Here is a 22153-nt window from a genome sequence, read left to right on the forward strand (position 1 = left end):
GCATGAAGATTTCGGTCGACCAGTCGAAGTGCTGCGGTTCGGGGATGTGCGTGCTGACCGACCCGGACCTCTTCGACCAGAACGAGGAAGACGGCACGGTGGTGCTCCTGCAGGAGCACCCGGACGCCGAGCACGAGGCCACCGCGAAGGAAGCGGCCGGTCTGTGCCCGGCGGCCGCGATCACGGTCAGCTGAGCCGCTCGAGGTAGCCGTTGGCGAGCAGCCAGGCGACATTCAGTGCCCCGTCGCCTGGCACCAACGCCCTGTCCAGCTTCTGCTGCAGCCCGCCACCGGACTGCTCGAACCACGGCGCGATGGGCCCTTCCCACACCGCGAACGCCTTCGTCACCCGGTAGGCGTGGTAGTTGCACCGGTAGGCCGGGTCGAACGTGTAGAGGCTCTGCGGCGGAATCGCGCGCGTCGTGTAGTGCGAGCCTTTGTAGGCGAGAAACCCGCCGAACTCGCTGCCGAACCGGTCGAGGGTGCGTCCGGGCGCGAGCGTGGTCCGGTACTTGAGCGGCTCCCCGTCGGGCCGCAGCCAGAACCCGTCCTGCGGCGGGTAGTTCCACCCGGTCCCGTTCCAGTACCTGGCGAGGAACGCCTCCTTCGTCAGGTCCCCGAACCTCTTGTACCCCGCCACGAGCGGCCCGACCGGGTGCTGCCAGGCCTTCGGCAACGTCTCCGGGCCGAGCCGGTTGTCGCCCTGGTAGGCCCCGGCGCAGACCTCCGCCGCAACCACCGCGGGCGCCGCTACCGCGGCGCCGCCACCGAACAGGACCAGCGCGGCCGTCGCCAGCACCGCCACAAATCGTTTGCCTGCGAACATACTCGCATCCTCGCGCAGCACAACGACTTGCGCACTACCCTCATCCGCGTGAACTTCCGGCCCGCGTCAGGTCGGACGTCCCCGGCTCACGACGTGGCCAGCCGCAGCTCGTCCACCTCCGCCCCGAACCCGGCCGCCGTCAGCGTCTCCACCGCCCGCTGCCAGTGCTCGCGCGCCTCGTCGCCGCGTCCACACCGCTCCAGCGCGTCGCCCATCACCCGCAACGACCGCCCCAGCTCCGGCGGCGAGTCCATCTCCGCGGCCTGCTCCAAAGCGAGCGACGCCAGCGACAACGCCTCGTCCGGTGAGGAGGCCAGCCCGGACCGCAGGCGCCACACCCAGATCCGGCCCTGCCGGTCGTCGTGCTGCTCGAAGAACTCCCACGCCCGCGTCAGCTGTTCCTCGGCCGGCGCGACCGCTCCGGAGCGCACCAGCGTGTCCGCGAGGAACAGCCGGATGTTCGCCGCCATGTCCGGGTCCCCGAGCTTCTCCGCCGCCGCCAGCGACGACCGCAGGAACGCCGCCGACAGCTCCAGCTCGCCGGTGAACTGGTGCAGGCGCCCCAGTTCCAGCGTCGCCATCAGCTCGCTCTGCTCGTCGCCGAGCCGGCCGGCCACCCGCCGCGCCCGTTCCAGGTACTCCTGTGCCGCGGCCAGACCACCGGCCCGGCGTTCGATCGCGCCCAGCGAGCACAGCACCTCGACCTCGCCGTGCGGGTTGCGCGACTCGACGAACCGGGTCATCGCCTCGCGGTGGGCGGCACGGGCCTCCAGCGAGCGGCCGCTCCACTCGTGCATCCACCCCATGCCGTACCAGCCGTAGGCCTCGCCCCAGGTGTTGCCCGCGAGCGCGAAACCCTCTTGTGCCGACTGGAAGTTCTCCGCCGCCTCGGCGTAGTTGTGCAGGCGCGCGCACAGGACTCCGCGCTGCTGGAACAACACCGGCTTGAGCGAGGCGGGGCCGCAGGTCAGGCCGATGTGGTTGATCTGCTCCCAGTCGTCGAACCGCGCGCGCAGGTCGCAGAACGCCGACGAGCGGATCGCCAGCTCCGCGGCCAGGTCGCCGAGACCCAGCGCGGCCGCCTGGGTGAGGACGGCCAGGACGTTCAGCCACTCCGCGTCGAACCACTCGGCGGCGTCGCCGAGGTCGAACGGTTCCAGCGCCAGCGGTTCCAGCCGGACGCCCTGGTGCGGCAGCTCGGCGTCGGCGCGCGTCACCAGGTCGAGCCAGTGCTCGAACAGCGGCTTCAGCGCGGACGCCGGGTCCTCGGCGGCGGTCTCGCGGCCGAACGCGCGCAGCAGGTCGTGCAGGCGGTAGCGGACCTGGCCGACGGCGTCACGGCCCGCGTAGTCGACCAGGCGGGCGTCGACCAGTGCCTCGACGTGGTCCTCGGCGTCGTCGAGGTCCAGGCCCAGCAACGGGGACGCGACCCAGGCCGGGAAGTCCGGCGTGTCGACCAGGGACAGCAGCCGGAACGCGCGGCGGTGCGTCTCGTCGAGGCCGTCGTAGGACAACGCGAGCGACGCGCGCACGTCGAGGTCCCCCAGCGAGAGCTCGTCGAAGCGGCGGCGTTCGTCGGACAGGCGCCCCGCGAGCTTCGCGAGCTGCCAGTGCGGGCGGGCGACCAGCCGGGCCGCCGCCACGCGCAACGCCAGCGGCAGCTGCCCGCAGTAGGTCACGATCGCCTGTGCGGCAACGGGTTCCGCGGCCACCCGCGCGTCGCCCAGCGCGGATCGCAGCAACCCCAGCGCGTCCGCGGCCGGCAGCACGTCGAGCGGCACGACGTGCGCGGCCTCCAGGCCCGCCAGCGCCGCCCGTGACGTCACCAGGGCCGCACCCGACGACGTGCCCGGCAGCAGCGGCCGCACCTGGGCCTCGTTGACCGCGTTGTCCAGCACGACCAGGATCCGCCGGTCCGACAACAGGTCCCGGTACAGGTCGACTCGGTCGTCCACAGAGGACGGTATCGCACCGCCGGACACGCCGAGGCCGCGCAGCAACCGGTCCAGCGCCGCCGCGGGTTCGACGGGCTTCTGCTCGCCGCCGCGCAGGTTCAGGTACAGCTGGCCGTCCGGGAACGCGTCGCGCACCAGGTGCGCGCAGTGCACCGCCAGCGAGGTCTTGCCGACACCACCGGAACCGGTGATCGTCCACGTGCCACCGCGGCGCAGCCCGGCCGTCAGCCGCGCCACCTCGTCCGCCCGGCCGGCGAAGTCGCCGACCGCGGGCGGCAGCCACGACGGTCCCGCCTGGACGGCCACCGGCGCGGACGAGCCGGCCAGCACCTCCATGTGCAGCGCGCGCAGCTCGGCGTTCGGGTCGATGCCCAGCTCGTCCGCGAGCACCTCACTGGCCCTGCGGTACACGTCGAGCGCCTGCGCCTGCTGACCGGTGCGGTGCAGCGCGAGCATCAGCTGGTACCAGAACCGTTCCCGCAGAGGGTGTTCCGCGACCAGCGACCGCAGCTCGTCGACGATCTGGTCGTGCCGCCCCAGCTGCAGCTCGGCGTCGTTGCGCCGCTCCAGCACCTCCCAGCGCTGCTGGTTGAGCCGCTGCACGTCGGTCTGTTCCATCCGCAACGACGACAGCTGGTCGAGCGCGGGCCCCCGCCACAACGCCGCCGCCTCACCGAGCAGTCGCGCCTCGGTCACCAGGTCCGGCGCGCGCCTGGCCTCGGCCCGCAACCGCTGGAACGTCAACAGGTCCAGCTGGTCGTCCGTGACGTGGATCGAGTACCCGGTCGGCCACGTCCGCACGAGCTTGCGGTCGGCGAGGTCGTCCAGCGACTGTCTCAACCGCATGACATACGTCTGCAGAGTCGCGCGCGCCGAGCCAGAGGGCTCCTCACCCCAAAGGTGCTCCATCAGCTCGTAGAACGACACCGGCGCGTTGGCCTTCATCAGCAATGCGGCGAGCAGGACGCGCTGTTTGGCCGAACGCAGTTCCACCGCTTGGCCCGAGTCGATGACCTGCAACGATCCGAGAACCTTGAACTCCCACCGCGGCATGGAGCCGATCCTAACCAGCCGGTAACTCCAAGTGTCAGCGAAATGTCAGCGCGTATCGTGATGCTTCTCGCCCATGAAGCGGTCAACCTTCGTCGCCGTCACCGCGTTGTTGTTGGGTGTCGTCACCTCCGGCCAGGCCCAGGCGGAAAGCGCCCCGGGCTGCGGCCCCGTGACCCAGATCGGCAAGACCGCCTACGTCGGCGACAACGGCCAGAAGTGGGCCTCGGTCAAGCAGTTCAAGGGCTGCGGCAAGAACTGGGCCTACATCTACACCTGGACCGACACCCACAACGCCGGCGCGCCGTACACGCCGGAGCTGATCCTGGTCGAGCAGTGGAACTCCCCCGACGCCCGCGAACCGTACGGTCGCGTCGGTCTGCGCAAGGGCGGCTACCGGCAGAAGGAGCTGTGGTCGAGCGGCACGAGCACGCTCGACGACTGCACCTCGGCCTACGCGGAGTGGAACTCCGGCGCGATGACCTACCGCGTCCGCACCGACATCCGCTGCTGATCCCCACGGTCGGGGAACGGCACCTTGGCCCCCCAGCGGGGTGTCGTTCCTGTTCGACGGCGTCGCCGGGGTCCGAAGCCCAAACCTCTCCTCGGGCTCCGGCGACGCCTCCCACCCACGGCCGAGCCGCTAAGCCGCGCCCTTCGACGACGACATGAAGGCCATCAGCCGCACGCACAGCTCCTCCGCCGCCTCGTTCCCCCGCATCCGCTCCGCCTCCTGCCGCAACGGCCGCATCCGGTCCCGCGTCCGCACCGACCTGATGGGCCCGGACACCTCGATCGCCTGCAGCCCCACCTCGCGCGCCTGTTCAGGATCGTTCTGCACCAGGTAGTTCATCGACAGGGCGGCGAGCCGGAACGACTGGCTGCGCGATGCGTCCTCACCGCCCGACGCGATCGCCCGCGTCAGCAACGGGATCGCGGACCGTGCGTACTTCACATCGCATGTGCGCGCTAGCTCTGTGTGCACCATTCCGCCGATGGACACCAGGTCGGCGAGGTCGAAGAAACGGGCCCACGGCGGTGCGTCCTCGCCGGACGCACGGTCGAACTCTTCTTCTGCGCGCGCGAACTGGCGCAAGGCCTGCCTTTCGGCGCCCATCTTCGCGAGCGCCCACGCCTCGTTGGCGTGCAGGATCGACACGGCCAATGTCGAGCCACTGGCCTGTGCAATGGGAAGTCCGCGTTGGAACGAGGCCAATGCGTCCTCGGCGAGCTCGTAGTGCAGGTGCACGCGGCCCATGCGGTAGAGGATGTTCGCCTCCAACGCGCAGTTGCCGGACGCGCGCGCGAGGTCCATCGCACGGCCGAAGTGGACGTGGGCGGACTCCAGCAGTCCCATGTCGAACGACGCCCAGCCGGCCAGGTTGTGCAGGTCCGCGATGGCCACCTGCAGCCGCTGCACGGCCCGGTTCGACTGGCTGGCGGCCAGCAGCGGGTTCGCCCAGTTCAGCAGAGCCACGCAGGCGTCCCTGCAGGCGCCGCCGCCATATTCGTGATCCAGTGCCCTAAGTGCTCTGGTCAGCGTTTCCACGTGCCGCACATCTGTTTTGTCCACACGAGCTGGAAATGTGTCGCCGTTGAACATCGCTGGCCCTCCTGACATGCGCCGGCCACCTGTTGTGCAGATACCCGTTGCACACCGCCGGTACTCGCCGCGCCGTCGCCACCATCTCGCTGCCCGGCCTGGCCGGGAAGGGTCTTTCGGCTCTCCCGGCAAGCGTGCGCGCGACCGCCACAACGCCGTGGCGGTCGCGCTCACGATTCTCGAAGAAAGGCGTGATCGGAAAGGGGCCAACGAGGTGTCGGCGACCATGCGCTGAATCAGTTCTCCGTGACGACACCTCACCGGAACGGCCGATCAGGTCACTCTTCCAGGGTCACCACCTGAGCCGGGCACCTGTCCACCGCGTCACGCACACCCGGCAGCAGCTCGGCCGGCGGGTGCGGCACCAGCACAATGCCGAGGCCGTCGTCGTCGGACTGGTCGAACACGTCCGGCGCGGCGAGCACGCACTGCCCCGAGCCGATGCACTTCGCCTGGTCGATCCGGACGGTGGCACTCATGAGCACGCTCACCACACCACCGGGATCTCGGCGGCGCCGTAGGTGATCATGTCGGTGCGGTAGCTCATCTCCGTGACGGGCACCGCCGGGCGCAGGTTCGGGAAGCGCTCGAACAGCGTCCGCAGGCCGATCTGCAGCTCGGCCCGGGCCAGGTTCGCGCCGAGGCACTGGTGCGGGCCGAAGCCGAAACCGAGGTGCGACACGGCCTCGCGCTCCAGGTCGAGCTCGCCCGCCCGCGGGCAGAGCTCCTCGTCGAGGTTCGCGAGCAGCGACACGCTCACCCAGTCGCCCGCCTTGATCAGCACGCCGTCGACCTCGACGTCCTCGGTCGCGCGCCGGGTGAGGCCGGGGCCGCCGAGGTGGCCGACGGTGTAGCGCAGCAGCTCCTCGACGACCACGTCGGCGCGGCTCGGGTCGCGGCGCAGGACCTCCAGCTGGTCGGGCCGCTCGAACAGGTGCAGCGTGAACAGGCCGAGGAAGTTCGACGTGGTCTCGTGGCCGGCCGCGAGCATGCCGATGCAGAGGAAGATCAGCTCTTCCATGCTGAAGTCGGTGTCGTTGGCCATCAGGCCGATCAGGTCGTCGGTGCTGCCGGAGACCCGCTTCTGCGCGACGATCGGCGCGAGCACCTCGGAGAGCTTGGTCGCGTGCGCGATGTACTCGTCCTTGGAACCGTTCTTGCCGAACATGTCGCGGGCGGTGGCCTGGAACAGCTCCTGGTGCTCCGGGGGAACGCCCAGCAGCTCCGCGATCACCAGTGACGGCAGCGGCAGGCACAGCGAGGTGACCAGGTCGACCGGCCCGCCCTTGGCCTCCATCACGTCGAGGTGCTCGTCGACGATCTGCTGGATGCGCGGCCGCAGCTGGTTCATCCGCTTGACCATGAAGCCACGCGCGAGAGGACGCCGCAGCCGCATGTGCTCGGGGCCGTCGATGGCGTTGATGTTGCCCGGCTGGTCGGCGTCGAGCACGGGTTCGCCGTCGTCGGTGCGCATCTCCGGCTGGCCGCCCTTGCGGGTGGTGAAGCGCGGGTCGGAGAGCACCTGCCGGACGCCGGCGTAGCTCGCGACGACCCAGGCCTCGACGCCGTTGGGCCACACCATCTTCACCGGTCCGTCGCTGACGGCCTCCGCGAAGCCGGTCGGGCCGTTCAGCAGGGGGTGGTCGCGTTCGTGGTGGACGGGGCAGACAGCAGCTTCGGTCACGGTGCTTCCCTTCAACAGAACAGAATTGTTCTTTTGAGCCCATGACCGAACGTAGCGCAGCAGCTACTCCGTGACGAGTGATTTGGGGTGAAAGGTCAGCCGATCAGTGGTCTCAACAGGCCGTCGACGATCCCGTCGACCACGTCCCGTTCCTCCGAGCGCAGCACGAACGTCGAGATCAGCGCCGTCATCAGGAAGTCGGCGTTGAGGTCGCGCGACAGCTCGCCGCGGGCCTTCGCCCGGTCCACCGCCACCCGCAGCTGCTCTGTGTAGGTGCGGTCGACGTGCTCCTCGCGCAGCCGCACCAGGTCGGCGTCCTGCCTGCTGCCCTCCAGCAGGCCCAGGAAGACCCCGGCCAGGTCGAACGGCCGCGGCTCGCCCCACGACCGCATGATCGCCCGCACGTCCTCGGCGAACGACCCCTCGTCCGGCTGGGCGAGCACCGGCATGTTCGCCTTGAGCGCGTCGACGATCAGCCGCGCTTTCGAGGGCCAGCGCTGGTACAGGCTGGCCTTGCTCGCACGGGCCCTGGATGCGACGAGGTCCATGTTGAACCGGGCGTAGCCGACGTCGGCGAACACGTGGAGCACGGCGGCGAAGACCTCCTGCTGACGCGCAGGCGTGTCCAATGGCGTGCGCCCCACCCGCGCTCCCTCCGTGTTCAGGTGCGGGCCACGCTACCGCCGGGTGCGTCCACCAGCCGACCCGTGCGCCGGACCGACATCCACTTGAGCTGCGTTCCGTGCAGGGCCGTGACCAACGACTGGATCACCACCGCGTACATCAACTGCCGGTACACGACCTGCTGCAACGGATACGCCCACAACGGCTTCAGCGACTCGCCGTCCAGCCGCAGCGCATAGCCCGCACTCGCGGTCTGCAGCAGGAGGAACACCGTCCACACGATGAACGCCAACGGTGCGTCGGCCACGATGAACCCGTACAGCACGTAGAGGTCCATCACCGGCGCGAGCAGCGGCAGCAGCAGGTGGAACGCCAACAGGTAGAGCAGCCCGAAGCGCCCCATCGGCCCGTTCTCCAGCAACGCGCCACGGTGCTTCCACATCGCCTGGAACGTGCCGTAAGACCACCGGTACCGCTGCCGGAACAGCCCCGGCACGGTCACGGGCGCCTCGGTCCACGCCTTGGCTTCCGGCCGGTACGCCACCCGCCAGCCCGCGCGCGTGACCGCCATCGTCAGGTCGGTGTCCTCGGCCAGCGTGTGCTCCGGCACGCCGCCGACGTCGGTCAGCGCCGACCGCCGGAACGCCCCCACCGCACCCGGCACGGTCGGGATGCACCGCAGCGCGTGCAGGATCTGCCTGTCCAGGTTGGACCCCGCGCAGTACTCCAGGTGCTGCCAGCGGCCGAGCAGCCCCTGCCGGTTGCCGACCTTCGCGTTGCCGGACACCGCGCCGACCCCGCCGTCGGCGAACGGCTGCACGAGCTGGCCGATCGTGTCCGGCTCGAAGATCGTGTCGCCGTCGAGCAGCACCAGCACGTCGTGCCGCGCGGCGCGGATGCCGGCGTTCAACGCGGCCGGCTTGCCCTGGTTCTCCTGCCGCAGCACCGTGACGCCGGGCAGGTCCAGCTCTTCCGCGCGGTCGGCGGTGCCGTCGGTCGAGCCGTCGTCAACCACGATCACCTCGACGTCGGCGAGGTGGTTGTTCGCGGCGATCGACCGGACCGTGGCCGCGATGTTCACGGCCTCGTTGTAGGCCGGGATGATCACCGACACCGGCGGCGCGATCCACGGCGGTGGCGCGTGCTCGCTCTCCCGGCGCAGGCGGCGGTCGGTGTGGGCGAGGCCGAGCTGCATCAGCGTGCGCAGGATGCCGAGCAGGGCCGCGATGGCGATCGCCGTGCCCAGCAACGCGAACACGACGCCGCCGTGGCGCTGCGACCACGCGGTGACCGCGCCGGTGAAGCGTTCGGCCGCCCCGGCCTCGACCACGCCGTCACCCTCGCCGAGCCGCACGAACCGGTAGCCGGGCGTGCGCGCGAGCTCGCGGCGACGTCCGCGCCGATGCTGCCGTCGTCGTGCAGCCGGACCACGCCGCGGCCCTGCGCGAGCGACATCCGCACCAGCGTGCCGATGTCCTGGTGGTCGCGGTCGCCGCTGTCGACCTCGGCCGGCGCGCCGACGAGTCGCGTGTGGACGCCCAGCACGTCGGCCAGCGCGGCCTGCGCGAACGCCAGGTCCAGCGGGTCGGTCCAGTCGCCCTCGGTGCGGAAGCCGTCGATGCCGACGCGGTGCCCGTCGGCCACGATCCTCCTGGCCACCTCCGGGTTGCGGGTGACCTGCATGCCGAGCACGAAGAAGGTGGCCTTGACGTCGGCCTCCCGCAACGCGTCGAGCAGGTGCGGTGTCCACTTCGGATCAGGACCGCCGTGGAACGCCAGCGCGAGCGTGCGGTCGGGCAGCTCGTGCGTGGTGCGCGCGCTCGGCACCGGCTCGGGCTTCAGCGCGGTGTACGCGTGGAACGACACGACGCACATCAGCACCAGGAGCCCGAGCAGGATGGAGACCCAGTGCAACCGTGGCGCGCGCCTCACCACACCGCCAGCAACGTGCCACCGACCACCGCGGCGAACACGAGCAGTCCACTCGCGAGCGCCGCGCTGACCAGCCGCGCCACTACCCGTCTGCCACCGCCGCCGTCGACGAAGACCTGCATCTCCACTTCCCCCCAGAAACCGTGCGGACGGCCGCGACCACCACGGCCGCGCCGACCGACGCCGCGAGCCACGGGAACCCGTTGACGAACCACGGGACCGCGTCCGCGACGAACTCCTTGCTGCTGCGCCAGAACGACTGCCCCGTCGCCTGCCGCCGCCAGGCCTCGTCGCCCACCGCGAGGACGACGAAGACGACCGGTGGCGCCGGTGCCACCGTCCACAGACCCACCCGGCGCACGAGCGCCGAGGCGATCATGGCGCCCATCACCAGCCACACGCCGAAGTGCGGGCCGAGGTCGTCCCCGTCGACCCAGATCCCCACCTGGACGAACACCGTCAGAACCGCCAGCGCTGCCAGACTCGGCAGCTGAACCCCCATGACCACCTAGAATAGTCGAGGGGATGGGGGATCTCATGAGTTCTATCGGCCGCTTCCGGCGTGCGTGCTACGTGATCCTGCGCACGGCGTGGGTGCTGGTGTGCGCCGCCGTGCTGGTCGTGGCGGGCATCGCGTGGTCGGCGGTGTCCACGATCTCGACCGGGGTGGAGCGCTCCCACGCCATCGCCGCCGACGCGCCGCGGTCCGCCTCGGGCCGCAACATCCTGGTCATGGGCCTCACCACCCGGCTCGACCTGCACGGCGAGCCGCTGCCCGCCGACGTGCTGCGCCGGCTGCAGGCCGGCGAGAGCGACCGGGGCGGTTACAACGCGAACACGCTGATCCTGGTGCACATCCCGGCCTCGGGCCCGGCCGTGGCGATGTCGGTGCCGCGCGACAACCTCGTGCCGCTGTCCTCCGGCGGCGAGGGCAAGGTCAAGGAGGCCTATGGGCGGGCGAAGGTCGCCGAGGAGGACCGCCTGCGCGCCGCGGGCATGGCGGACAAGCGCCAGCTCGAACGTGCCGGGCGCGAGGCCGGCCGCCGCGCCCAGGTGCAGACCGTGTCGGCGTTCCTCGACCAGCCGGTCGACCACCTCGTGGAGCTCTCGCTGATCGGCTTCTACCACATCGCCGAGGGCCTGGGCGGCGTCGACGTGTGCTTGAAGAACGCCACGGAGGACCCGCTGTCGGGCGCCGACTTCCCGGCGGGCCCGCAGCACCTCGACGCCGGCCAGGCGCTGTCGTTCGTCCGGCAGCGCCACGGCCTGCCCGGCGGCGACCTCGCCCGCACCCGGCGGCAGCAGGCGTTCCTGTCGGCCGTGGCGCGGCGGCTGACGGACCCGGCCGCGGTCGCCGCGATGATCGACATGGCCCAGCGGGACGTGGTCCTGGACGCGGGCCTCGACCTGGCCGAGCTCGCGCGGAACCTGCCGTCCGAGGTCCGGTTCGACACGCTGCCGGTCGAGGGCGGCGCGCACATCGGCGGGCAGGACGTGAACAGGGTCGACCCGGCCAAGGTGCGGGCGAAGGTGACCGAGCTCGCGACCGCTCCCCCGCCGCCACCTCCGAACGGCGGTGTGCCCTGTGTCGACTAGACGGACGTACCTGGTCGTGGCCGGCGTGGTGGTGCTGGCCTGGGGCGAGTGGCTGAACCGGCGCTGGTCCCGAGCCCTCGTGGAACGCGGCGAGGGCGGCTCCGAGGCGGTGGTCGTGCTGGGCTACCGGAACCCCCGGCCGACGGCGAACGTGGTCAACCGCTGGCGGGTACGCGCCGGCCTGCGCTCGGTCTCCGGCGAGGGCACGCGGGTGATCTTCAGCGGTGGCGCGGCCGGTGGTGGCGCCACGGAGGCCCGGTTGATGGCCGACCACGCGAAGTCCGTGCTCGGGTTCACCGGCGAGGTGCTGCTCGAAGAGGAGAGCAGGACGACCTGGGAGAACATCGCGAACGTCATCCCGCTGCTGGAGGACGCCGGCCGCATCAAGATCGTCTCCCAGCCGGCCCACGCGCTCAAGGCCCGCGCCTACCTGCGGCGGCAACGCCCCGACCTGGCCGCCCGGCTCGTGCGCGCGGACGACCACCGTCCCGGCGAGTGGCTGCTCGTGAAGCCGCTGCTGGCCCTGTGCGGACTTTGGACGCTCCGCAGGATCAGCGAGCGCTAGTTTCGGCGCTCGGTCACCCACGTCGCGATCTGCGCCCGTGATGTGAACCCGAGCTTCTGCAGGATCCGCTCGACGTGCCCCTCCGCCGTCCGCCGCGCGATCACCAGCCGGGCCGCGATCTCCTTGTTCGACATGCCTCCGGCGATCAGGTCGGCCACCTGCTGCTCGCGGCGGGTCAGCGGCGTGGGCGGTGCGACCGGTTCCGGCTCGGCCGGCTCCTCGCCGATGGCGAACGAGATCGCGTCCTCCAGCTCCAGGTCCATGCCGCGCCGGAAGGCCACCCGGAAGTCGGCCTCGCCCAGTGCCGCGACCGCCGCCGACTCGCACTCGCCGTGCGGGGTGCCGAAGTAGCGCGAGCCGAACATCGGGTAGCCGACCGACTGCCAGATCTCGCTGGTGGCGCCCAGCAGCGTGGCCGCCCGCGCCGCGTTGCCCTGCGAGGCGGCGATCCAGGCCAGCACCTCCATGCCGAGCACGATGCCGAGCAGGTCGTGGAACGAGCGCTTGATCCTCAGGCAGTCGCGGCCCAGCGCGTCGGCCTTCGCGAGGTCGCCGCTGACCCACGCGCACAACGCGAGCACGTAGATCGCGTACGCCTGCGCCCACAGCTCACCGTGCTCCTCGCCGACGGCCTTGGCCTCGACGCAGAGCCGTTCCGCCCCGGCGAAGTCGTGCTGGAAGGTGGCCGAGATGGCGAGCTCGATGCCGGCGAGCATGGTGTGGCTGTTGACCGTGCCGAGGCTGCGGTAGCGCGCCATGGCCTCTTCGAACAGCTCGTCGGCGATGGCCAGGTCGTCGCCGACCAGGTGGGTGCACGCCAGCCGGTGCGTGGCGTAGGCGAGAGCGGACTCGTCGCCTGCCGTGCGCGCGTAGGCGCGGCACTCGTCCAACATGCGCACCGACGCGGAAAGGTCGCCTTGCAGGGTGGCCACGTAGCCGTTGACCCACAGGGCCTTCGCTCTGAGCGGGCCCTCCTTCGCGGTCGCCACCGCGCGGTCGAGCCAGTGCCTGCCCTCGCCGAGCATGCCGCAGCCGGCCCAGTAGAACCACAGCGTGCCGGCGAGGTGGACGCAGTGCTCGCCGTCGCTCGCGAAGCAGAAGTCCAGCGCGGTCCGAAGATTTGCGTTCTCGAGGCGGGTGAGCGCGAAGATCTGCGGCTGGGCGGGCCCGAACCACTCCTGTTCGCGTCGCTCGGCCCATTCGATGTAGTGGTCGCGGTGCCGTTCGCGCAGCACCTGCTCGAGGCCGGCGGACCGCAGCTTGTCCACCCCGTACTGGCGCAACGGCTCCAGCAACCGGAACCGGGTGCCCGCCGGGTGCTGTTCGGCGACCACGACCGACTTGTCGACCAGCCCGCTGAGCGACCGCACGACCTCCGCCGGCGGCACCCCGTCGCCGGAGCAGACCCGTTCGGCGGCCTCCAGGTCGAACGTGCCGGCGAACACCGACGCGCGGGCCCACAGCGTCTGCTCGGAGCGGGTGCACAGGCGGAAGCTCCAGTCCACCGCCGCCTGCAGCGTCTGGTGCCGCGGGTCGCCGCCGCGCTTGCCGTCCTGCAGCACCCGGAACGTGTCGTCCAATCTGGACAACAGGTGGTCGAGCGTCAGGACGCGCAGCCGCACCGCCGCCAGTTCGATGGCCAGTGGAATGCAGCCCAGCAGCGCGCAGATCTGGCTCACCTTGCCGTGGTTTCCACCGGAAAGGGTGAATCCGGGCTCGACCGCGGCCGCCCGTTCCGCGAACAGCACCAGCGCCGGGTCCTGCTCCAGCGGCACCACCTGCCACAGGTGCTCACCGTCCACGCCGAGCCGTTCCCTGCTGGTCGCGAGCACGCGCAGGCCGGGCACCCCGCGCAGCAAGGCGTCCACCAGGTCGGCGGTCGCCCCGACGACGTGCTCGCAGTTGTCGAGCACCATCAGCAGCTGCCGGTCGCGCAGGTGTTCCACCAGGACGGTGCGGTGCTGGCGGACGGTGTCGTCGTGCACGCCCAACGACTCCAGCACGGTGTGCACCACCAGCTCCGGGTCGGTCACCCCGCCCAGCTCGACGAACCACACGCCGTCGCGGAACGCCCTGCGCAGCTCGCCCGCGGCCCGCAGCGCCAGCCTGGTCTTGCCGACCCCGCCGACCCCCGTCAGGGTCACCAGGCGCGAGTCCGCCAGGAGTCTCCTGACCTCGGCGACATCCTGTTTCCTGCCCACAAGAGTAGTTGTGTCGGCAGGCAAATTGCCTTTGCGACCTGGGGAAAGCGCGCGGCCCACAGCGGCACCCTAGGTCGGCGCGATCTACCTCTGCAACGCGGTCCCCCGGAGGTACTAACGCCGAAACACGGGTAGTTACCCCCTAGGTCGGCTGTGCCGGCGCGGCGAAAGTGGGAAGAAGGGAGGCACGTGTTCTGGGGAGGACTGATCATGACCGCTGACATCGCCACGCACGGCCTCGACGTCGATGTCCGGGAGCAGAACGGTGTTCTGGTCGTGCGCTTCACCGGTCGCCTGGACTGGTCCACCTACCTGCGCGTGCAGGACGTGCTGCTCGACTGCGCCACGAAGGAGCTCGTCGGTGTCGTCGTCGAGCTCGACGACCTCGTCGCCGAGTCACCCGCGCTGCTCGTGGTGTTCGACGTCGTGTGGCTGTCGGCGGCGCGCTGGCCGGGCATCTCGCTCAGCCTCGTCGTGAGCGACCACCGGCTGCGGTCGACGCTGGAGGCACGTGGTCTGCCCCGGCACATTCCACTGCACGCCACCACGCAGGCCGCCCTCGCCAGCGTGGTGCGGTTGCGGCACGAAGACCGCGTGGACGCCGTGCTGCCGACGTGCCGATGTGCGCCACACGTGGCCGAGCGGGTCACCGAGCGCGCGTGCGAACGGTGGGGCGTGCAGGCGTTGCTGGACGTGGCGCCGCAGCTGGCCGTTGAGCTCGTGTCGCACGTCGAAGACGAGCAGCCGGTCTCACTGCTGCTGCGCATGCGTGACGACAAGTTCTCCGTTGCCGTGCGCACGACAGCACGGCTGGACCTCAAGCAGTGGAACATCATGCGTCGCAACGTGGCATCGATTGCCGTCTGCAACTTCACCATGGGTGAGACGCCCGCGGGCGGTGGCCGGCACATCATCTGGGCGTTGCTCGACGTGCCGCAGGACAGCCGGCGGCCCCCGATCCCGTTTCCGGAAGCCGCCGTGTTCACCCACCAGGCTTAGCCTTTCCGGGTCGTTCTACTGGGCGCGGCTCGCCGCGAAACTCGTCCGGCAGGCCATCTCGACCTGCGGGTCGGACGTTCCCGCGCGGAACCGGACGTGGTCCGGCCAGCCGACGCAGTGGTGCGACCAGCAGCGGTGCCGGCCGCACGTGATCCGGGCTTTGGGGTCGAGCCCCAGGTCAACGGCCAGGTCTTCGGCGGTGAGCACGGCGGCCAACGTCGTGTCCTCGGCTTCGAAGGAGGTCACCAGCCGCAAGTGCGCGCGTCGCCTCATGAGCACCACTCTGCTCTTCCTGATCGGGCGTGCCTACCCGGATTAATACCTGCCCAATCCGCTACCTGCGCCGCATTCCACCTGGCCCGGAAGCCCCTTCTCACCCGTTCACGCGCACCTTACGCTCGGATTTCACCGGCGCGGAGCAGAGGTATTCCACATGGCAGATCCCGCGTACTTCCCGCCCCCGCACTCCGCCCGCATCGGCATGAACGATGTGGAACAGCTGGAGGCCCAGACCCGGTCGCTGCGGTCCGTCGACTACCAGTTCGGCGGAGGCACCTGCCGGGACGCGGTCGTGGTCCGGATCTACTGGGCGCAGCAGCTGCTGAACGCCGAAGCCACCGACCAGGTGCGGGCGCGGCTGCACTCGGCCGTGGCCGACCTGCACAACCTCGCGGGCTGGACGTCGTTCGACAGCGGCCAGGTCGGGGCGGCCTACCACCACTTCGACCGGGCGTTGGAGTTCGCGCGGCACGACGAGGACCTGACGACGAACATCGTGTACCGGCGTGGGCGCGTGCACCTGCATCACGGCGCACCAGGCGATGCGCTGGCGTACTTCCAGAGGGGCGCGCTGTCGCCGTTGGCGTCGAGCATCATGCACGCGAACGAGGCTTGGGCGTATGCGCGTCAGGGCCGTGCGGAGGAAGCGTTGCGCACGTTGGGAAAGGCCAAGGACGCGTTCGCGCGCGCAGACGACGAGCACGTGCCGGACTGGGCGCGGTTCCACGACGAGACCGACCTGACGGCGATGATCGGCATCGTGCACACGGAGCTGGGTGACACCGGGCCCGCGATCTCGGCGTTGACCGTGGCGATCGAGCAGTTTGGACCGGCGATGGCGCGCAGCTGGACGTTCTGCCTGATCGCGCTGGCCTCGTGCCACTTCATGGACGGCGACAGCGATGTCGGGCGGACCGTGGGCGTGCAGGCGATGGGCGCGGCCGAGGGGCTGCGGTCGGAGCGGGTGTGGGACCGGATGCGGCCGATGGCGCACCTGGCGGCCAGCCGTGGAGTGGGCCTGAGCTGATCCGTTCCGGCTGGTCTTTGCAGAACCCGAACATTCGGCGGACCTGTCTCTGATCGTGGACCGCCATCGTTTCGTGCCATGAACATTTCGCGAATCGGCGTGGTGGTGGCCGGACTGCTGCTGCTCGGCACGGGCACCGCGGCGGCTCAGGAACCGATCACGATCAGCCCGGAGAAGGTGCGGAAGATCTGCGAGCAGCGCGTGCCGCGGATCGAGACCAAGGTCAAGGCGCTGACCGACAAGATCAACGGCTCGCCGGAGACGTTCGGCTCCACCAAGTGGCTGGAGCAGAGGGCGGCCGACGCGCGCAAGGCCGGCAACACGGCGCGTGCGGACGTGCTGGACGCACGGGTGAAGCTGCGTGCGGCTCAGCTCGTGAAGATCGGCAAAGCCGGCGAGAGGGTGGCCAAGTTCAAGTCCGAGCACTGCGGTGCCAAGTGAGGTGGATGGCCGCGCTCGTGCTGCTGGTCTCGCTGACGGCGTGCCGGGGCGAGGCGCCGGCAGCGGACCTCGGATGATGTGGAATCAACGCTGAACAGCATCGAGTCCGAGATCAACCAGCCGGGGTGAGCCGTGGAACGTGGCCTGGTGCTCGTCGTGGAGGACGAACCGGCGATCGCCGAGCTCGTCGCGCTGTACCTGCGGCGCGACGGGTTCGGCGTGCACCTGGAGTCCTCGGGGGACGCGGCGCTGGCCGCGGTCCGCTCGCTCGCGCCGGTCGCGGTCGTGCTGGACGTCGGCCTGCCGGGGATGAGCGGCATCGAGGTCTGCCGCGCGCTGCGGGCGGCCGGTGACTGGACGCCGGTGCTGTTCGTGACCGCCCGCGACGACGAGGTCGACCGGCTGCTCGGCCTGGAACTGGGCGCCGACGACTACGTCACGAAGCCGTTCAGCCCGCGCGAGCTCGCGCTGCGGGTGCGGACGGTGCTGCGCAGGGCCACCCCCGCCGCCACCGCCCAGGAGGCGCTGCGGATGGGTGACGTGCGGCTGGACGTCGGGCAACGCCGCGCGTGGGCCGGCTCCGCCGAGGTCTCGCTGACCTCGACGGAGTTCGGCCTGCTCGCCCACCTGATGAGGCACCCGCGCCAGGTGTTCTCGCGGGAGCGGCTGCTGAGCGCGGTGTGGGGCTACGCGTCGGTGGCCGGCACCAGGACCGTGGACGTGCACATCGCCCAGCTGCGCGCGAAGTTCGGTGCGTCGAGTCCTATTCGGACGGTGCGCGGCGTCGGTTACTCGGCGGACGCGTCATGAGCCTCGCCACCCGGATCGCGTTGCTGTGCCTGGGAGTCGCGTTCGTCGCGGTCCTCGTCGCCGGGTTCGTGTCCACCCGGCTGGTGCTCAACACCTCGCGCGAGGTGAGCCGCGAGATCCTCGCGAACCAGGCCGACGTGGTCGCCGGGCAGGTGTCGAACAACCGGATCGAGCAGGTGCTGGAGGGGCAGGGCATCGCGATCGTCAAGGTCTCCGCCGCCGGTGAGATCTCCGGGCAGGACCGAGCTGCCGTGCGAGCCGCACGCGCCGTGCACGCCGAGGACGTGTTGTCCGGTCAGCGGGTCTCAAAAATGAGCGGGCGGCTGCTGGTGGAGGCGCGGCCGTCGGGTGATGCCGGTTTCGCGCTGGTGCAGGAGACCGAGACGGGCGGCAACGCGCGTGCGTTGATCCGCAACATCCTGTTCGCGCTGGCCGTCGGGCTCATCGTGGCGTGCGTGGCCGGGTTGGCGCTGGGCACGTTGCTGGCGCGGCCGTTGCGCCGGGTCGCCGGGGTCGCGCACTCGATGAGCGGCGGCAGGCGCGACCTGCGCGTGCCGGTGTCCGGGCCCTCCGAGCTGGCCGAGGTGTCGAAGTCGGTGAACAACCTCGCGGACGCGTTGCAGCGCAGCGAGTCCCGCCAGCGCGACTTCCTGCTGTCGGTCTCGCACGAGCTGCGCACGCCGTTGACCGCGGTGACCGGGTTCGCCGAGTCGCTGGCCGACGGCGTGGTGTCCGGCGAGCAGGTGGCGCCGGTCGGCACGGTGATCCTGTCCGAGGCCCGCCGCCTGGACCGCCTGGTATCGGACCTGCTCGACCTGGCCCGCCTGGGCGCCGACGACTTCCGCCTCGACCTCGCCGCCGTCGAACTGGCCCCCGTCGCCCGCTCGGCCGCCGAGGTGTGGCACGCCCGCTGCAACGCCGCCGGGGTGCTGTTCTCGTTGGACGTCAAGGGTTCTCCCGTGGTGCGCGCCGACGCCCGGCGGTTGCGCCAGGTGATCGACGGCCTGCTGGAGAACGCCCTGCGCGTCACCCCGCCGGGCCGCCCGGTCGTGCTGGCGGTGTCGTCCGTGCTGGAGGTGCGCGACGGCGGTCCCGGCCTGGCGCCGGAGGACTACGCCGTGGCGTTCGACCGCGGCGTGCTGCACGCCCGTTACCAGCAGACCCGCCCGGTCGGCACCGGTGTGGGCCTGGCGCTGGTGCACGGCCTGGTGACGCGGATGGGCGGCACGATCAAGGCGGGCCCCGCGCCGGAGGGAGGCGCCGCGTTCACCGTGACGCTGCCCGTCACTTCGCCTGCTGCTGCTACCTCGCCTGGTGCTACTTCGCCTGGTGCTACTTCGCCTGGGGGAGCTTGACCTTCTTCTTCGCACCCGGCGCCGACGGCGGCGGTACGACGGGCCCGATGTCCCCGTCCGGCGCCTCGTCGAGGTCCACGATGACCGGCGCGTGGTCACTCGGCCCGGTGCCCTTGCGCGCGTGCCGGTCGACCCACGCCGCCTTCGCCCGCGGCGCCACGCTGTCGCTGGCCAGGATCAGGTCGATCCGCATGCCCAGGTCCCGGTGGAACATCCCGGCCCGGTAGTCCCAGTAGCTGAACACCCGCTCGTCCGGCCACCGGTCGCGCACCACGTCGTGGAACCCGAGCGCCTGGATCGCCCGCAGCGCAGCGCGTTCCGGCTCCGTCACGTGCGTGTGCCCGGCATACGCCTGCGGGTCGAACACGTCGGCGTCCGCGGGAGCGATGTTGATGTCACCGCAGACAAGCGCGTCCTCGGGCCCGGCCTCAAGCACGTCCTTCAACGCGTTGAGCCACTCCAGCTTGTACTTGTAATGGTCCGACTCCGGCTCACGCCCGTTTGGCACGTACAGCGAGTGCACCCGCACACCACCACACGTCGCCGCCACGGCCCGTGCCTCCTGATGCGGAAACCCCGGCGCGTTGGCCACACCGACCGTGACGTCCTCAAGCCCGACCCGCGACAGGATGGCGACACCATTCCACTGCGTCTCACCGAACAACGCGACCTCATACCCGCGCTTGTCCAGCTCCTCGCCGAGCAGGGCGGTGAAGGCCTCGTCGGCCAGCTTGGTCTCCTGCAGGCACACCACGTCCGGCCGCCGCTGGTCCAGCCACGGCAACAGCCTCGGCACGCGCTGCTTGACGGAGTTCACGTTCCACGTCGCCACTCGCACGCCCACCACGGTAGTCACCCGGCCTGGAGTCCGCATGGAGCCGCGTGACGGCCGACGCGTACACACCGCGCACACATCGGTCCCAGCTACCGGCTCAACAGGGCCGGAAGTGGCCGTCGTGTTGCTGCCCACCTGCCCCGGCTGCTCAAAAGGAGTGGGGAAGGTGGGGCTCGAACCCACGACCTGACGGATTATGAGTCCGCTGCTCTAACCAACTGAGCTACTTCCCCCGCGCAGCGGCCGACCGCAAGGCTTCACACTGCGTGAGGGGAGGATACCGATCACGCCGACCGGCCCTTGCGCGCCCCCGTGGCGAGCGACACATAGGCTGCACGCGTGCGTTTGACCCTCCGCGACTTCACCCCGGCGGACGAGCCCGAGGTACTGCGGCTGTTCGCCGACTGCGACGACTGGTTCCAGGCCGCCACCGGTCATCCGTCCGGGCCGGGTGATGTGCAGGGGCTGTTCTACGCGTTGCCGGAGGGGGCGGCGTTCGAGCAGAAGCACCTGCTGGTCGCGGAGGCCGAGGGGATGATCGGGTTCGTGGACCTGGTCGTGGACCACCCGGAGCCGGGGCACGCGAGCATCGGGTTCTTCCTGGTGCCGAAGGACCTGCGGCGGTGGGGCATCGGCAGCGAGATGGTGCGGGCGTTGCGGGAGCGGTTTCCGGCGGTCACGCGGGTGCAGGTCGGGCTCAGCGACTTCAAGCCCGGCATCGAGTTCCTCCGGACGATGGGCTTCGTGCTGAACGGTCAGCGCGCGGTGCTGGAGCTCGCGCCGAGGTCCGACGGCCGGTAGCCGTTCGGGTAGCCGGGGTAGGTGCGGTTGCGGGCGTTGGTCAGTTTCAACGTTCGGCGCACGGGCAGACGGCGCACCACGGCCGCACGGGCGCGCAAGGCGAGACGGCCGAGCGTGCTCAGCCACGGCGGTGCGGCGGTGAAGCCGAACGCGCGGATCATCGGAGGGTCGAGCAGGGCGATCACGGCCCGTGTGACGACCGGGCGTGCCACGGACGGGTACCACGAGCAGAACAGGTCGAGGGTGTACTGGCCGATGCGGCGGTTCGAGTCCGCGAACACGAAGTGCTGCTGCTCGTAGGCGTCCTTGAAGGCGCGGTACTCGCCGAAGTCCGCGGGGATGTCACGGATGCCCATGCGCGCGCCGACCGCACGGTAGAAGTGGAACGCGGCGAGCTGTTCGTTGCGCGAGAGAGGACGCCAGCCGTACTGGTTGACCCAGTCGATCGGGTCGTAGATGAACGTGGCGAGCACGTACCGCATGTCGTCGTTGGAGATGTCATAGCGACCGTGCTGGCGGTTGACGACCCGTAGCGCCTCACGGCCGCGCGGGGAGTCGTAGCCGTGTTCAACGAGTTCGGTCATCAGCACGGCGGTGTCGTCATAGCGCTTCTGCGGGCGGCGTTCGAACTCGCCGGTGCGCTCCAGCAGGCCGGAGATCGTCGGGACGCAGTACGTGCGGAACAGCGCGAACTCCAACGCCTTCTGGTAGTCCCACGGGAACTCCAGGCCGGCGGAGATGCGCAGGATCTCCTCGTGGTCGGCGACCGGGTCGAGCTCGGTGATGCGGCGGAGGTTCGCGAGGCGCGGCATCGGTCCAACGTCGCCCAAGGCCCCCGAAACCAAAAGACCCCAGTCGGATGACTAGGGTCTTGGGAAGCTCCCCCAACTGGACTCGAACCAGTAACCCTGCGATTAACGATCATAGGTGCTGTTAGTTGCTGATAGTTGCTGTCATGTGCACGAATCCACCTAGCAGGTTGCTGCTGGTTGCTGATACTTGCTGGGGGTTGCTGTCAGAAGTGCAGACTAAGTGCATGCCCGACCGCGAGAGACGCCTGAAGACGTTGATCCGTTTGGGTGGACTCGATGACTGAGCCGAACGGGTGGCCGCTCCTAGCACGCGACCGCACTGCACCGAACGACGAGCCGCAGCAGCACGTCCTCAGTGGACGGTTCAGGTCCCGGCGTCGGTCCGGGATCGTCGACCGCAGCCACAGTTGCACGCCGAGTCTGAACCCTTGAAAGCGCTTCAGGAGAGCACGTAGTTTCACCCGTGCGCACCCAAGGGCGCGCTGCGTACAAAGAGGACGGAGGCCGTGCCCACCTGTTTTGGGCACGGCCTCCGTCCTCTTTTGGCAGTGGCTACTGCTTGTTCAGTGCGTCGATGAAGCTGCGGTATGCCTCACGACTGAACACCAGAACGCCACCACTCGGGTTTTTCGAATCACGGAATGCGTTCTTCCCGTCGGTTTCCACGCAGTCATTGTCACTGCCATTTGCGGATCTCGACGACTTCCGCCAGACCGCTCCCTCCGGGCTCCATGGGGTCATTCCTGACTCCTCTCATCG

General features: G+C 70.3%; 25 protein-coding genes and 1 tRNA gene. 10 read left to right on the forward strand and 16 right to left on the reverse strand.

Annotation, left to right across the window (positions count from 1 at the left end; translation table 11 throughout):
• Positions 1 to 2: 2 nt before the first annotated feature.
• On the forward strand, positions 3 to 194 hold the full coding sequence (locus tag BBK82_RS02945) for a ferredoxin (RefSeq protein ID WP_065913595.1): 192 nt from the start codon (positions 3 to 5) through the stop codon (positions 192 to 194).
• Here the strand turns inward: BBK82_RS02945 and BBK82_RS02950 are convergent.
• Both BBK82_RS02950 and BBK82_RS02955 read right to left on the reverse strand, forming a co-directional pair.
• Complete coding sequence (locus tag BBK82_RS02950) at positions 187 to 825, reverse strand: TNT domain-containing protein (protein ID WP_065913596.1); 639 nt, start codon at positions 823 to 825, stop codon at positions 187 to 189. The genes BBK82_RS02945 and BBK82_RS02950 overlap by 8 nt on opposite strands.
• Positions 826 to 911: 86 nt before the next feature.
• Positions 912 to 3833, reverse strand: a complete 2922-nt coding sequence (locus BBK82_RS02955) for an AfsR/SARP family transcriptional regulator (RefSeq protein WP_065913597.1) — start codon at positions 3831 to 3833, stop codon at positions 912 to 914.
• 73 nt (positions 3834 to 3906) lie between these two features.
• Here BBK82_RS02955 and BBK82_RS02960 point away from each other — a divergent pair, with 73 nt between their 5' ends.
• Complete coding sequence (locus tag BBK82_RS02960) at positions 3907 to 4344, forward strand: hypothetical protein (protein ID WP_065913598.1); 438 nt, start codon at positions 3907 to 3909, stop codon at positions 4342 to 4344.
• Between the two features lie 129 nt (positions 4345 to 4473).
• Here the strand turns inward: BBK82_RS02960 and BBK82_RS02965 are convergent, their stop codons facing one another.
• From BBK82_RS02965 to BBK82_RS02990, 8 genes are all read right to left on the reverse strand, one after another.
• A complete protein-coding gene (locus BBK82_RS02965) occupies positions 4474 to 5307 on the reverse strand; it encodes a hypothetical protein (protein WP_065913599.1) in 834 nt (277 codons plus the stop codon).
• Between the two features lie 404 nt (positions 5308 to 5711).
• Entirely contained in the window at positions 5712 to 5912 is a 201-nt protein-coding gene (locus tag BBK82_RS02970; RefSeq protein WP_065920789.1) for a ferredoxin, read from the reverse strand.
• 8 nt (positions 5913 to 5920) lie between these two features.
• Complete coding sequence (locus BBK82_RS02975; protein WP_083267756.1) at positions 5921 to 7117, reverse strand: cytochrome P450; 1197 nt, start codon at positions 7115 to 7117, stop codon at positions 5921 to 5923.
• A 95-nt stretch (positions 7118 to 7212) separates the two neighbouring features.
• Positions 7213 to 7761 (reverse strand): TetR/AcrR family transcriptional regulator, encoded by a 549-nt coding sequence (locus BBK82_RS02980; protein WP_154697014.1) that lies wholly within the window; start codon positions 7759 to 7761, stop codon positions 7213 to 7215.
• Between the two features lie 17 nt (positions 7762 to 7778).
• Positions 7779 to 8936 carry a glycosyltransferase family 2 protein gene (locus tag BBK82_RS02985; protein ID WP_083268701.1) on the reverse strand — a complete coding sequence of 386 codons (1158 nt, stop codon included), beginning with the start codon at positions 8934 to 8936 and terminating at the stop codon, positions 7779 to 7781.
• Positions 8936 to 9673, reverse strand: a complete 738-nt coding sequence (locus BBK82_RS47190) for a polysaccharide deacetylase family protein (protein WP_218920570.1) — start codon at positions 9671 to 9673, stop codon at positions 8936 to 8938. The genes BBK82_RS02985 and BBK82_RS47190 overlap by 1 nt, the downstream gene beginning before the upstream one ends.
• On the reverse strand, positions 9670 to 9795 hold the full coding sequence (locus BBK82_RS55670; protein ID WP_257785426.1) for a hypothetical protein: 126 nt from the start codon (positions 9793 to 9795) through the stop codon (positions 9670 to 9672). Before BBK82_RS55670 ends, BBK82_RS47190 begins: the two co-directional genes overlap by 4 nt.
• Positions 9756 to 10175 (reverse strand): DUF6542 domain-containing protein, encoded by a 420-nt coding sequence (locus BBK82_RS02990; RefSeq protein WP_065913602.1) that lies wholly within the window; start codon positions 10173 to 10175, stop codon positions 9756 to 9758. Before BBK82_RS02990 ends, BBK82_RS55670 begins: the two co-directional genes overlap by 40 nt.
• A 35-nt stretch (positions 10176 to 10210) precedes the next feature.
• Between BBK82_RS02990 and BBK82_RS02995 the strand changes: the two genes are divergently transcribed.
• Together BBK82_RS02995 and BBK82_RS03000 are read left to right on the forward strand one after the other, a co-directional pair.
• Positions 10211 to 11269 carry an LCP family protein gene (locus BBK82_RS02995; RefSeq protein WP_065913603.1) on the forward strand — a complete coding sequence of 353 codons (1059 nt, stop codon included), beginning with the start codon at positions 10211 to 10213 and terminating at the stop codon, positions 11267 to 11269.
• Positions 11259 to 11834 (forward strand): YdcF family protein, encoded by a 576-nt coding sequence (locus tag BBK82_RS03000; RefSeq protein WP_237048017.1) that lies wholly within the window; start codon positions 11259 to 11261, stop codon positions 11832 to 11834. Before BBK82_RS02995 ends, BBK82_RS03000 begins: the two co-directional genes overlap by 11 nt.
• Here the strand turns inward: BBK82_RS03000 and BBK82_RS03005 are convergent.
• Entirely contained in the window at positions 11831 to 14035 is a 2205-nt protein-coding gene (locus tag BBK82_RS03005; protein WP_083267757.1) for an ATP-binding protein, read from the reverse strand. The genes BBK82_RS03000 and BBK82_RS03005 overlap by 4 nt on opposite strands.
• 210 nt (positions 14036 to 14245) lie before the next feature.
• Between BBK82_RS03005 and BBK82_RS03010 the strand changes: the two genes are divergently transcribed.
• Positions 14246 to 15034, forward strand: coding sequence for an STAS domain-containing protein (locus BBK82_RS03010; protein ID WP_065913605.1), 789 nt, complete (start codon positions 14246 to 14248; stop codon positions 15032 to 15034).
• A gap of 15 nt (positions 15035 to 15049) precedes the next feature.
• Here BBK82_RS03010 and BBK82_RS03015 read toward each other — a convergent pair whose 3' ends face one another.
• Positions 15050 to 15307 (reverse strand): hypothetical protein, encoded by a 258-nt coding sequence (locus BBK82_RS03015; protein WP_154697016.1) that lies wholly within the window; start codon positions 15305 to 15307, stop codon positions 15050 to 15052.
• 160 nt (positions 15308 to 15467) lie between these two features.
• On the opposite strand from BBK82_RS03015, the gene BBK82_RS03020 reads away from it, so the two are divergent.
• From BBK82_RS03020 to BBK82_RS03035, 4 genes are all read left to right on the forward strand, one after another.
• The gene (locus tag BBK82_RS03020) at positions 15468 to 16340 is read left to right on the forward strand and encodes a hypothetical protein (RefSeq protein ID WP_154697017.1); all 873 of its coding nucleotides are present in this window, start codon (positions 15468 to 15470) and stop codon (positions 16338 to 16340) included.
• Positions 16341 to 16418: 78 nt separating this feature from the next.
• Positions 16419 to 16781 (forward strand): hypothetical protein, encoded by a 363-nt coding sequence (locus tag BBK82_RS03025; RefSeq protein WP_065913608.1) that lies wholly within the window; start codon positions 16419 to 16421, stop codon positions 16779 to 16781.
• A gap of 132 nt (positions 16782 to 16913) precedes the next feature.
• Positions 16914 to 17591, forward strand: coding sequence for a response regulator (locus BBK82_RS03030; protein WP_065913609.1), 678 nt, complete (start codon positions 16914 to 16916; stop codon positions 17589 to 17591).
• A complete protein-coding gene (locus BBK82_RS03035; protein WP_065913610.1) occupies positions 17588 to 18946 on the forward strand; it encodes a HAMP domain-containing sensor histidine kinase in 1359 nt (452 codons plus the stop codon). Before BBK82_RS03030 ends, BBK82_RS03035 begins: the two co-directional genes overlap by 4 nt.
• Here the strand turns inward: BBK82_RS03035 and BBK82_RS03040 are convergent.
• On the reverse strand, positions 18924 to 19793 hold the full coding sequence (locus BBK82_RS03040; RefSeq protein ID WP_237048018.1) for an exodeoxyribonuclease III: 870 nt from the start codon (positions 19791 to 19793) through the stop codon (positions 18924 to 18926). The genes BBK82_RS03035 and BBK82_RS03040 overlap by 23 nt on opposite strands.
• Before the next feature lie 146 nt (positions 19794 to 19939).
• A tRNA-Ile gene (locus tag BBK82_RS03045) sits at positions 19940 to 20014 on the reverse strand.
• 106 nt (positions 20015 to 20120) lie between these two features.
• Between BBK82_RS03045 and BBK82_RS03050 the strand changes: the two genes are divergently transcribed.
• Positions 20121 to 20582: a GNAT family N-acetyltransferase gene (locus BBK82_RS03050; protein WP_071812523.1), complete on the forward strand. Its 462-nt coding sequence runs from the start codon at positions 20121 to 20123 to the stop codon at positions 20580 to 20582.
• Here BBK82_RS03050 and BBK82_RS03055 read toward each other — a convergent pair.
• A complete protein-coding gene (locus tag BBK82_RS03055) occupies positions 20537 to 21394 on the reverse strand; it encodes an oxygenase MpaB family protein (protein ID WP_065913613.1) in 858 nt (285 codons plus the stop codon). The two genes, BBK82_RS03050 and BBK82_RS03055, sit on opposite strands and share 46 nt — an antisense overlap.
• Before the next feature lie 552 nt (positions 21395 to 21946).
• Positions 21947 to 22135 (reverse strand): DUF397 domain-containing protein, encoded by a 189-nt coding sequence (locus tag BBK82_RS47195; RefSeq protein WP_071812524.1) that lies wholly within the window; start codon positions 22133 to 22135, stop codon positions 21947 to 21949.
• Positions 22136 to 22153: the final 18 nt, after the last annotated feature.

Source organism: Lentzea guizhouensis, from assembly GCF_001701025.1.
Classification (GTDB): Bacteria; Actinomycetota; Actinomycetes; order Mycobacteriales; family Pseudonocardiaceae; genus Lentzea; species Lentzea guizhouensis.